Source organism: Flavobacterium phragmitis (assembly GCF_900112575.1).
Lineage (GTDB): Bacteria > Bacteroidota > Bacteroidia > Flavobacteriales > Flavobacteriaceae > Flavobacterium > Flavobacterium phragmitis.
Window position 1 is genome coordinate 1 of the sequence record NZ_FOMH01000023.1, and the last position, 13,720, is coordinate 13,720.

The window sequence follows — 13,720 nt, forward strand, 5'->3', positions numbered from 1 at the left end:
TTCTCTGTCTGTTATCGGGAAAGTCTGTGGAGCCCTGATGCTGTAGCCGTAGCCGGTAAGCATTGCTTTATTTCCGTTATAAATGATTTCCCAGGCTGATGCCGTACCGCTGGTGTTAAGATGGAAATATTTATCGAATAAAGTCAGCGGAGACAAATTGTACATTTGAAAACCTGCTTTTTCAACCGGCATTGACCAATAGGTTGCATCGTAACGGCGTACAGAAGTTTTTCTTTCATAGACTATTTCCCCCACGTTCGCCACATTGTCTTTCTGTTTCAGACTCGCTCCGCTTTTAAAAACCAGTTTGCCGTTTGACGTCACTATATTGGTAACATTCAAAGTTACTCCAGATGGAACAATAAGGTCTGGATCTGATGCGCCATTTGGAACATTGATCGTAAGCGAGCAGGCATCAATATTTGCTGCCAAAGGGTTACCAAGTGCAGAATTTATAATTACACTTTTAGAGCTGGCAGGAGGTCCATTTGACCAGCCTGATCCGTTCCATGTTGTTGAAGATTGATCTGTAATAATAACCTCTGTTTGTGCTGATGCGCAAGTAGTACCAGTTTGAATTGTAAAATAATAAGTTCCCGCGGATAAACCTGTTACTTCATAAGTTGTTCCCGTAGAACTTGTAACATTTATTGTTGCTGATGCATGACCTGTCTGATTAATTTGATAAGCACCAGAAGAAGGCAAATTTCCTAAAATTACTTTTCCTTGTGCTAAACAGTTTACATGGGTTATAGTTGTTGATGGGGCTGTTTGTAATGGATGTACCGTAACAGTCCAACTTCCTGTTGATAATGTCGAACCGGTATTACAAGTTCCATCATGTGCCGATCTCGTATATGTGGTTGTTGTGGTTAATCCTGCTGGAGGTGTATATGTAGCGCTATTTGCACCTGTTATATTAACTCCATCTGCCAGCCATTGATAAGTAATTACTCCGTCACCACCGCTTGCAGCTGTAGTACTTCCAATTTGAGAAGGATTCTGTCCAGAACAAATTGTTTCTCCAGTTGTTTGGATCGCTCCTGCCGTAAATTGAGGACGAACAGTTAAAGTAAAACTATTTCCCGTAGAGACGCACCCATTTGCATTTTTCACGGTTATTGTTCCTGTATAAGTATTTGCAACTGCAGTGGACGGAATTGTTATCGAAATAGGACTTGTTGTTAATGAAGCATCCGTAACAGGTAAAAAAGTATTTGCAGGCGAAGCGTTCCAAGTAATGCTGTAAGTTGTAGGCGTTTCAGTTGTTCCTGTATAAGCCAAAGCACTACTTGTTGTTCCATAACAAATGGTGGATGCTGTTGTTGCAGAGGCTATTGTTGGCAGTTGATTAACTTTTATTAAAAGAACAGGTGATATACTTGTACATCCATTAGAAGTAACTACTCTACGGTAATAAGTTGATGCTGTCAAAATCCCAGGCGTATAATCTTTAGTATTACTACTTGCAATAGGAGTAAAAGTCCCAGTTGCCGATGTACTACTCTGCCACTCATAACTATAGGTACTACCTCCAATTGGATCACTTCCTGTTATAGTACCAGGTGTTGTTCCTGCACATATTGGCATAGAATAAGACGCATATCCTTTATAGTTTTTAACAGTGCCAACACATGGATCTCCGAAAACTCCATTACTTGCTAAGAAAGAAACGGTATTAGAATTTCCTAAAAGACGCGTTTCTGTTGCTGACTGACTCGTATTAGAATGGCAACTTCCAATAGAATATGCACCACAATTACCATCTGGCAAACCATAACTAGCAAATCGAACAGTATTAAAATAAGTACCAGATGGAGCAACAAAATTTACGGTTCCATTTTCTGATGCGAATCCACAAACCGATCCTGATGTACCATTTGTATATGAAATGGTATTATTTCCAACTCCAACGTTTATAGTCCCGCTCGTAGTTGCCACTGCACAAGAATTTCCCGTTGTTGTAACATTATAAGTAAATTGACCTGTAACTGTTGGTGTTCCACTAATTGTTAAAATAGTTCCACTAACTGAATATATAACTCCCGCAGGCAATCCTGTAACAGTTGCTCCAGTAGCTCCTCCTCCTAAAGTCATCGTTATATTCGTCATGTTATTGTTTTGACAAACACTTCGATTCGCTCCAGATGTTATAGTGTGAACAGGATTAATAGTTACTGTTCCACCTAAACTGGCAGCAGTACATGGCGTTGTCTGCCCTGTAGTAGCAACACTGTAAGTTCCTCCTGCTGTAGGAGTACCACTTATTGTAACTGTACTTCCGCTTACATTTGAAGTCAAACCAGCTGGAAGACCTGTGACATTTACGCCTGTTGCTCCTCCACCAAAAGTATATACTATGTTTGTTATTGCTGTTCCTGGACAAACTGTAGGTGATGCTGTTCCACTTGTTAATACCAAAGTAGCCGCTGGATTTACTGTAATTGTACCATTTGCGGTAGTAGCAGTACACGGAGATGCTTGTCCTGTTGTTGTAACAGTGTAAGTTCCACCTGCTGTTGGCGTCCCACTAATTGTCAATGCATTTCCACTTATACTTGAAGTCAAACCTGCTGGAAGATTAGTGACGCTTGCACTAGTAGCGCCTCCTCCAAAGGTATAAATAATATTTGTAATTGCAGATCCTGAACAAACTGTCTGCGATGCAGCACCACCTGACCTAGTTAAAGTTGCTGCTGGATTTGTCGTAATAGAAATTGGATCGCTGCTGTACGAACACGATGCACTCGTAGCTGAAGTTACAGTTCTTCTATAATAAGTAATATTTTGAGTCGCATTACCTGTGATAGCAGCTGGAGTATAATCTTCACTAGTCATTCCTGTACCAGTAGTAACGTTTGACCATGGTCCCGTAGCACTTGATGAAGATTCCCATTGAAATCTTACAGTAGGATTTACTGTAGTACCATTATATTGATAAGAAGATCCGTCTATTAGGCCAGGAGTAGTACCGCTACAAACAGTAGTCGTTGCTGGTGCAGTTATTGTATTAGAACTGGCATTAAAAGGTGTCATACTAAATTCTACTACGTTACTTCCTCCGTTTTCATAATAATCAAGTACAAGGACACTGCTTCCCGTAAGATTAACAAATACATTTGAATAAGTTGTAGCCGATTGTTCCTGCCATTGGTTAACAACCCTTACACCGTCAACATACAATCTAACACCATCATCACCTCTTACCGTAACCATATAACAGCCGGTTTTTGTTGATCTCATCCTGTAACGTACTGCAAATTGTTCTGTACGAATAGAACCTCTCTGAGCTCCACCCGAAAGAACTGGAAAACAAACATCATTACCTCCAAAATTTTGAGTAATAGATTCTCCTGGTTCATTATAGTAACCTACATATTCTGCCCCACTAAAAGGAGTTGTTGTAGTTACAGAAGTAGGTGAAGTACCACCAGGAGGCGTAGTAGCACTTGTCCAATTATAAATGTGTCCTCTCCAAGTATTATCAGTTGTCCCAGCTAATGTCTGGTCGTCTAAAGTATTTCCAACAGAAATTAAAGAAAGAGTTAACCCTCCAGTTCCCGTAATTCCATTATTAGAACAACTTCCTGTAGATACAACAACCTTTACCTGTCCTGAATATGGTGCAACCCAATTAGTAATGGTAGCTCCAGCACTACCAGTATTGGTTGCTGCAGGTGAAACATCTGCATCTGTTGTCGCATTCAAAATATTTATTTTTTCATTATTACCTGAAAAAATATCTCCAACTTGAAATGTATAAGTATATCCTTGAATAACATTTAACAATGCGTACTGACCAGCACTTATATTTGCTGTTGTCTGTGTATTATTTGAATCAACACAAAATGAATACGTAGATCCAATCTGAGAAATTGGAGTATTGTTACCATTAATTGTAAAAGTTGCTGGTGTTCTCGTACATGATGCATTTCCTGAAGAAGCATAAAAAGTAGTTGTTCCAATTGTATTGGTATCTGACAATCCACCTGTTACTCCAACTGGATTAAAAGGAGAACCTCCTCCAATCAATGTTCCTCCGGAGTTATACCATAAAATTGGTGATAAAGTAACCTGCCCACCTGCTGGAGGTGTTACGGTCCATGTATAATTACCTGAATACGTTCCTGTAACTGTTGCCCATGTCGTAGAAATTAACGTATAAACAACACCAGCTGTTAAAGTTGCTGTTAATCTCGGCTCAGTTTGCGCGGCCCCATCATCATCTGAGCCTACAACCCAACCCGCTGAGCAAGTCCCTGGTGTAAGACCGGCTGTATATATATATGCCATTCCATCATAAGAATTGGTATCTGTCATTTTGAAGGTATAATTTCCTGTTGTGTTCACAGTAAAATTAATGGAATTATAATTTCTTGATACTGTTCCATCAAATGAACAAGTCGTAGAATTTACCATACCACCTGCAGGCATATTAGCAGTTGGATCAGTAGCTCCATTCCAAGACCCCGAAAATGTATTTGATGTAGTTACTCCACTTGACGAAGCTGTTAAAGTCCCTGAACCACCTTGGCAGATCGTAGCCGGTGTAGTAGTCGTTGGAAAACAAACTGTACCAGTAAATGTAAAATCATTAATACTATATTGCCTTGTTCCACTTCCTCCCCAAGCATAAACTCTAAAAGTTATCGAACTTGTAATACCTTGATATGAAGTTCCGGATAATGAAATTGTTCCTCCTGAAGATCCTGGAGTTGCAATATTAGCGACATACCCATCAATACTTGATCTTACGGCAAAATTTGTAACACTCGATCCACTTCCTCCAGTTTGAGCACTATATACGAGACTTACAAAGTTTATTGAATTTCCAGCACTAGGAGTTAACGTGAACTCAAAATAATTATTTAAAACAATATTATTTGCACCTGTAGTTCCACTCCATCCTGATGCATTAAATCTGTCATTACCATTTGCCGCCACTAAACTTGTACCAGAAAGTGTTGATCGCGAAATTCCCGAAACAGTAATACCTGGAGCAACTATCTGTCCCGTTGTATATGGACTTGTATTACCTGGATTATTACCATCAATATTGTTATTCCACAAAACCTGCCCAAACCCAGCAGTATGTAAAAAAATAAAAAATAAAAACGAGTAAAGTAGTTTTCTCATCATATTCAGTAGGTATTTGTTTAAATTTGTTTTTGGCTGCTAAAAAGCAAAAAAGACAATATTTCTTACATACGAAGTATTGGGGTCTTTGGTTTTTAACTCGAATCTAAAGTGTTAAAATTCTGAATTTCAGCAAAATTGTAAAAATGTTAAATTCTCGTACAAAAATATCTAAATTAGCCTAATACACAAGGTTATAATTTATTTCTTTTTATAATATTTTAACAAATTTTAGAATTATTTTATAACTAATTGACTACTATTGCATTTAATCGTTAAAACGCATGAAAAAACCGACGAAAGACACTTTCACCATCAAAGAAGCTTTACAAAAATTAGAGCATTTTTGTGCCTATCAAGAGCGCTGTCATGACGAAGTTTTGGAAAAATTGCGTAGCCTAAAAATGACTTCTGATGAAATTGATACCATCATAGTTCAGCTGATAGAGGGGAATTTTCTTAATGAAACCCGTTTTGCATGCAGTTTTGCCCGAGGCAAACACCGAATCAAACAATGGGGTAAGATTAGAATTACAAACGAATTAAAAGCGAGACACATTTCATCGACAAACATCACTTTGGCTTTAAAAGAAATCGCTCCAGAAGAATATTTTGAAACTTTTGAACGCCTAACAGAAAAAACTTGGAACAATTTGACTGAAACCAACCTCTTAAAAAAGCGCAAAAAGTTTTGCGACTATATCCTCCGAAGAGGTTACGAAAGTAATTTGGTTTACGAAAAAGTTCTAGAATTAGAACAAAACTAGATTATCACTTTTACTTCAAAAAGGAGTTAGTGTTAACTCCTTCAAAATCATTTTTATCGGCTAAAAAACCACTATAAATTCCTTACAGAACCTCAAACAACTTTTGGTTGTAAAATATTCCTTTTTTGAAGAATTTACATCAAACACGACGTTTTTTAGTCTAAAATCTCAAAAAAACATCCTCAAAAATGTTAAAATTTACGATTATTCTTATATATTTTTTTAACATTTTATAAGAATATTTAGCGAACATTAAAATTTTTAATGTAGTTCGTCGAGTATTTTAACATATCATCGAAAAAATACCCATTCTAAAAACTTCAACTATTTCTCGCTCGTAGATGTGTATATATTTGCGCGGGCAGTAATTATTATGCCAGCATAACAAACTGATAGAAAAAGATCTAGTATGAAAAAAACTCTACTTTTAATTTTATTTTTATTGCCTTTTTTGGGATTTTCCCAAACAGATTTGGTCACTTGGGACAATGGTGACAATTTTAATGCGCATGTCTTAGCTTCTACGTCACAAGTTGCATCTTCACCTATGACTGGAAGCAATCTACAAATCATAGATTACGTAGGTTTTTCTGGTTCACATTGGCCAGGAGGGACTTCAATTGACCCTTCAAAATACATCCAAATTTCCATTAAGGCACAAGCTGGTTATAAGATTGATTTATCATCTTTAAAATACGCCTACTTTCCTTATGATGGAGAACAAGGGTGTCGAAAATATCAAGTGAGATATTCAAAAAATTCATCATTTCCTTCAAACGGAACATTATTATTAGATAATCAAAATCCTTCAATAAGCGGAAAAAACAATGTCTCAATTAATTTTCCTACTGGAGTAACTTTATTACCAGAGGAAACTCTTTATATACGCTTTTATGGATATGACGTCGGAAATATTTATTGGCAAGATTCAAGATGGGGATTAGTAAATTCAAAAACATATGAAGGTGGAACTTATAATCTCCCGACAATACGAGGTACTGTTTCTGTTAACAATCCAACTTTGACAGCTAATAATGATACTGCAACAAGTGTTCAGAACAACTTTACTGTTGTTAATGTTCTAGCAAATGATCTTCAAGCAACAAATCCAATTTCTTCAGTAACAATTGCCACTCCATCAGCAAATGGAACTGCGGTTGTAAATTCAGATAGAACAATTAAATTTACTCCAACTCCAGGATTTACAGGAACAACATCTTTTACTTATACAATCGGTGATGGCACAAATACTTCAACAGCTACTGTTAATGTAACTGTAACAGCACCAAGTATTAATCCTCTTGTGGAATGGAAAGGAACGACTACAGCTACAGCAACTGTTAGTAATCCTGCTGCAATTACTGGAAATGATTTAGTTTCGGGATCAAAATCAACTGTGGTACCTATCGATTATGAAGGTTTTAAAGGAACAGGATGGACTACTAATTTTGCCAAAGATGACGATAGATATTTTCAGGTTTCGGCTACAGCAAAAACAGGTTATAAACTGAAACTAAATGCTTTCAATTTTACTTATAATGGAGAATCACAAGTAGATGTGCAAAGATATCAGGTGCGTTATTCTAAAGACAATTTTGCAACAAGCTATTTACTTTTAGATGAAGCCACTACTACAGGAAAAGTGAACAAATCTCTAAGTTTGGCCAATCTTACATTAACAGCCGGCGAAACCTTAACTATTAGAATTTATGGGTATAAATTAAAGGTTTATGGCAATTTAGGAGCTCCTATCTTTTTAGCAAACTCACATACGATAGTAACTGCAAATGGAAATACGGTGCCAACCATTACAGGAACTGTTTTAAACTACGATGCCAGCGATATAAATGCAAATGACGACAATGTAAGCACTAAGAAAAACAGATCTATTACAATAAACGCTTTAAATAATGATACTGCAGGAACAAGTGCTATTACAAATGTATCTGTTACACAGCCAGTATCTGGACAAGGAACAGTATCTATAAATCCTGATAGAAGTTTTACTTTCAATCCTGGAAATAATTTTACTGGAGCAACATTTTTTACTTACACAATTTCCAATTCGACAAAATCGTCTACAGCTACTGTGTTTGTAAATGTTGAGGAATTTACTCCAAGTCTTGTAATTTGGAATGGATTATCGCAACAGCCAATTGCTGCAGTTTCGGACACCAATGTTACTGCTTCAAACATCTCTGCAACTGGTATGTCATTTGGCCCAAACGAATATGGTGAATTTAGAGTTAACAATATTCCAGCGACTCTCGACTATTCTAAATATGTTCAAGTAAGTGTAGCACCTAAAGCAGGTTATAAATTAGATTTAACTAAATTTAAATTTACTTACAGTTCCCCTTCTAACGGTGATTCAGGACCAAAAAAGTATCAAGTGAGATACTCCACAGATTCATCATTCCCAGGAAATGGAATTGCACTTATCACTGAAACCAATGCAGTTCTTGATACCCAAACAACTGTCAGTGCAAACTTCCCAGCTGGAGTGGTAGCTACTCAAAATCAATCTGTTTATATCCGTCTTTATGTATATGATAATACCACAGGTTATACGGATTATCATCTAATTCATGACAATGGAGGAGAATTAGGACCAACAATAGAAGGAATTGTATCTGATATTAATACACTGACTGCAAACTATGATACCGCAACAACAGTTGCTAATCAGGCGGTAACCATTCCTGTTTTGGACAATGATATTCGTGGTAATCTTCCTTTACAGCCAATTGTTATATCGACTCAATCAACAAATGGAACTGCAACTGTGAGCGGTGAAAACATAATTTTTACACCTGCTAATGGCTTTGTGGGAGAAACTTCATTTGTATATACGCTTTCAAACGGAAGTACATATTCTTCAGCGGCTGTATTTGTTACGGTAACGGCTCCACCTTGCATAGCTTCTTCAACTCCAGGAATTAATTACTGGAAAGGATATGTATACACCTTTGCAAACGGTGGTACACCGGCAACAACTACTTATGTTGGTTCTGTAGCTGAAAAAGCAAATTTTGATCGAAACGTTGGGGAAGGCACTATTACAGGAGATTCAACCGCTGAGCCAAATAACTTTTGCGGTACAGTTCCAAGCAACTATTTCTTAGTTCGTTACTACATGCAGGTTAATATCACTACCGAAGAAATCTACAATTTTACAATTGGAGCTGATGATGGTGTAAGATTATATATTGACGGAAGTTTAGTTACAGGACTTACTACTGGATGGGGAGGAAGTAATAGTTATGCAAAATATGCTGCACTACATAATTTGACCGTAGGAACACATACTTTTCTTTTAGAATATTATGAAAATGCTGGATCATCAAGAGTATCATTCTCTTATGCGCCTATAAAAGGTAATCCTGCGCTTCCATTTGGTGATAAGAAATGGAATGTTTATTGTTTTACTACTCTTAACATTACAGGTAACGGAACAAACACGAAAGTGAATATTCCTGCTAATTCATACGCAGGAATGTATGAAGATCCTCTTACCAATGTAAATTCAGAGACTTACTGGAACTCGTCAAGATCACCTTCTGCTTATTCAGGATGGCAAGGGGCACCAATCAGCGATGATGATTTTACTGTTACTTATAAACGTAAAGGATTTCCATGCGGACGTTATCAAATTCAGTTAGCTAAATGTGATGATGTTGGAGAAATTTATCTTAATGGTCAACAAATTTATCTTCAAAATGGTTACACTACAGCTTTAAGCAATGTTGGGATTTATGTGTTAAATTCAGCTTCGGAAGTTGAAATTCGTTTAGGAGAAAGAGGCGGAAATGCTAATATAGCTGTAAATTTTGTACCAGTCCCAACTGTTTATGATGGAACAGGAACTCCAACCCCAGGCTCTGGAATAGAAATCAATTCAAATGTAACATTAACCTCAGACCTTACTGTTTGTTCTTGTACAGTTAATGAAAATGCTAAATTAACAGTAAAAGAAGGTGTTACGCTAACAGTTGATGAAGATATTAAAGTAAAAACTGGAGGAAAGTTGCTAATAGAAAGTGGCGGATCATTATTGCAAACTTCTACTAGTAAAAATATGTTTTCAGGCGATGCAGACTCTTTCGAAATTCAGAGAAAGACTTTAATGCGTCGTTATGATGCAACCTACTGGTCAATGCCGGTTGAAAAAACGGGTTTTGAAATGTACGATTTATCTCCGTTGACTTTATTCGATAAATATTTCCATCTTAATACCAGCGGTACTGCATCAGCTTGGGAAATTATTTACAACGGAAAAAAGGAAATGCTTACCGGTTTCGGCTATAGCATCAGGGCTCCACAGACATTCTCGATAACAGATAGAGAGGAATTTAAAGCAGTATTTAAAGGCACCCCTAATAACGGTGATATCAATATCAATGTTGCTCAAGGGAAATGGAACCTGATCGGAAATCCTTATCCTTCTGCCATATACGCAGCTCAGTTTTTAGCAGATAATTCAGGGGTTGGAACATTGTATTTCTGGGCTCACACAAATCTTCCACAGAAGGGTGCTGACGGATTATATCATTACAACGATGATTTCGTAGCAGTTAACAGCCTAGGAAACACCGAGGTAGGCAATGGAATTACTTTTGATGGGTACATTGGAACAGCTCAGGGTTTCATCATAAAACCGCCGACAAATACAATAGTCTATAATAACGGGCAGCGTGAAAAAGGCAACAATACCCAATTCTTTAAAACAGCTGCGTCAGATATTGAAAGACACCGCATCTGGCTGAACATATCCGATAAAAAAGATGTTTTCAAACAAATTCTGGTAGGATACGCAACTGGGGCAACGAATACACTGGATGCAGATTTCGATGCTGTATCAATGTCAGCAAACACTTTGGTAGATTTTTACAGTATTAATTCATCTAAAAAATTAGTGATTCAGGGACGCACACTTCCTTTTAATAATGCCGACGTCGTTACATTTGGATACATGGTTTCAAAACAAGGTGATTACACAATTTCAATTGATCATGCAGATGGAATTTTCAATAACGGACAGGATATTTATTTAGAAGACAAAACAACTGGAAAAATAACTAACCTTCGTCTTGCAGATTACACGTTTACATCTGCAGCAGGAACATTCAACAGTCGTTTTGTAATGCGTTATACTAATAAGACATTAGGAGTTGACGACTTTGAAAATGGCGAGGATGGTGTATTGGTTTCTGTTAAATCTAAAACCATAAACGTAAATTCTGCTGTCCAAAATATCAGTGAAGTACAGATTTATAACATAGGAGGACAGTCGCTTTACACTAACAATAAAATTGATTCTAATGATTTACAGATTTCAAACTTACAATCTAGCAATCAAGTTTTATTGGTAAAAGTTATTCTAGAAAATGGTGCAGTAGTTACCAAAAAAATCATTTTTAACTAATCTATATAATAGTAAATATAAATCCGGCATCTAATCACTGTCGGATTTTTTCATAATTAAATATTTTAAAAAGCATACCCAAAAACAACCCCATTATTAACCAATCTTAACCGTAAAAACTTCATGAGCACAAAAAAGCCATTGAATTTTCGTTCTTTATTATTAAAAAAAATTAGCATTCTTCTTTTTTTAATATCTCTAAAAATTACAGGTCAAAGCAATACTATAACCCGAATCCATACCGACTGGAACAGAAATGGAACAGGATATTGGACTTCAAATGCAGCGACAGCAGCTAATAATCGTCCAGACAGAGAAAATAACTTGTTAGCTTTTGAATGGAGAGGAAAAACATTCTCCACGGGTGTAGATGATGCTAAATTAACTGCCAACAGCGTTTCTTTTGACGCGCACCGTTATAGAGCTTTAAAAATTCAATCTTTAGGTTTTACTGTAGACACCTATTTTCTACAAGGCTCAATGATTGATGAATCAGCTACTAATAGAATTTTGACTCCCGCTATGGCAGGAAGCAGTGCTTCTGGCGCAGAACTTGCCGCTAGACTTACTGATGGTGCTAATGGATTAAGTTTAGGAACTGGTATCGCAAACATTGCACCTGGTATGGCAGAGTTTAAAATTGGAACAAACAATTTAAACTTAACAGGAATAAATGATGATATTCCAGACATACTAATTACCCAAGTTGCAGCTACTGGAGGAACTGCTGACGTTTTTAAGTTTGTTGATGCTTCTGGCCATACTGTAGGTAATGAAATCTCTGTAAATTTTGGTTCTGTAACAGTAATTGGAACCTATAGTTTAGATTTGTTTAGAGCCAGCAATGGCGCTCCGGCTTTTGTCGCCGCAGATAATCGCGAAATTAGAATGCTTGGTATAGAAACCAGTTCTTTTGGAATCAACAGCACAAATGCTGCTCAAGTCGATCGTTTTGTTGTAGTTTTTTCCGGAAACTCAGACTGTGCTTTTATTGCTGTAAATACCAAATCTCTAAAACTTGCCGAATTAAGTATGATCAAAAAAGCGACATTATCCTCATGTGGTAAAGCTGGCGACGTTATTACGTATAATTTTGACATCAAAAATACCGGGGAAGTTCCTATTACCGATATCAGCGTTTCGGATCCTATGCCCGGAGTAACATTCGCAAGTAATCACATTTCAAGTTTGGCAGTAGGCGAAACCGCAACGATAAATGCAACTTACACCATTACAGCCAATGATGTTGCTGCGGGAAGAATAACAAATTCAGCCACAGTAACTGGAACAGATCCAGCATTGAATACTGTTACAGATATTTCAGGTAACGACTATAATAACAATTTACCAACTACAACTATTTTGCTGGCACCACCAACAATCAATGCTGTGCATAATGTTACTTGCCCCAGCTTAGGCAGTATCGATTTAACCAACCTTCCCGCGTCAGGAACTTGGCAGATAACTCAAACAGGACATGCGTCTACTACTTACAATGGTACAGGATCTACTTTTACAGTACCTAATTTAACTGTTGGTTCTTATTCTTTTAGAGTAAGCGTCGGAGGTTGCAATTCACCTGTGACAGCTGCTACAGCTATTGGTGATGATTCTACAACTACATGGAACGGTTCAATCTGGTCAAATGGACCGCCTACCAGCTCTAAAAGTGTAATTATAAATTCTACAGCTGGTAACCCTTTGGCTGCAAATATTGATGCCTGTTCACTTACGATTAATGTTCCAAATGGCGCATCAGACCCAGACCTTATCGTTCCAGCTGGAGTAACTTTAAACATTACCAAAGCAGTAACATCAAACGGTAAACTGGTTTTTAAAAACGGAGCGAGTCTGAAACAGAAAGACAATGTGGCGAACGTGGGGGAAATAGTCTATGAAAGAAAAACTTCTGTACGCCGTTACGATGCAACCTATTGGTCAATGCCGGTTGAAAAAGCAGGTTTTCAAATGTACAATTTGTCTCCACTGACTTTATTCGATAAATATTTCCATCTTAACACCAGCGGTACGGCATCAACCTGGGAAATCATTTATAACGGAAATAAAGCAATGCTTACCGGCTACGGCTACAGCATCAGGGCTCCACAGACTTTCCCGATAACAGACAGAGAAGATTTTACAGCGATATTCACGGGTGTTCCTAATAACGGGGACATCAATGTAACTGTTGCCCAAGGGAAATGGAACCTGGTTGGAAATCCGTATCCTTCTTCCATAAATTCGGCTCAGTTTTTAGCCGATAATTCAGGTGTTGGGACATTGTATTTCTGGGCGCACGTAAATCTTCCGGTTAAAGGTCCTGACGGGTTATATCACTACAACGACGATTTCGTTGCGGTTAACAGCATGGGGAATATCGATGTCGGCAATG

Annotated in this window: 4 protein-coding genes; 3 read left to right on the plus strand and 1 reads right to left on the minus strand. The window is 37.4% G+C overall.

The window, feature by feature from the left end; translation table 11 throughout:
- Window positions 1–5,139: beta strand repeat-containing protein (locus BM289_RS25235; protein WP_143102131.1), on the minus strand; the 5,139-nt coding region annotated here is incomplete at its 3' end.
- 281 nt (window positions 5,140–5,420) lie between these two features.
- Between BM289_RS25235 and BM289_RS25240 the strand changes: the two genes are divergently transcribed.
- The 3 genes from BM289_RS25240 to BM289_RS25250 all read left to right on the plus strand — a co-directional run.
- A complete protein-coding gene (locus tag BM289_RS25240) occupies window positions 5,421–5,903 on the plus strand; it encodes a regulatory protein RecX (RefSeq protein ID WP_091499402.1) in 483 nt (160 codons plus the stop codon).
- 409 nt (window positions 5,904–6,312) lie between these two features.
- Complete coding sequence (locus BM289_RS25245) at window positions 6,313–11,328, plus strand: tandem-95 repeat protein (protein ID WP_091499405.1); 5,016 nt, start codon at window positions 6,313–6,315, stop codon at window positions 11,326–11,328.
- Between the two features lie 123 nt (window positions 11,329–11,451).
- Window positions 11,452–13,720, plus strand: a 2,269-nt coding sequence (locus BM289_RS25250) for a DUF7507 domain-containing protein (RefSeq protein WP_143102132.1), incomplete at its 3' end; no start/stop codon positions are given.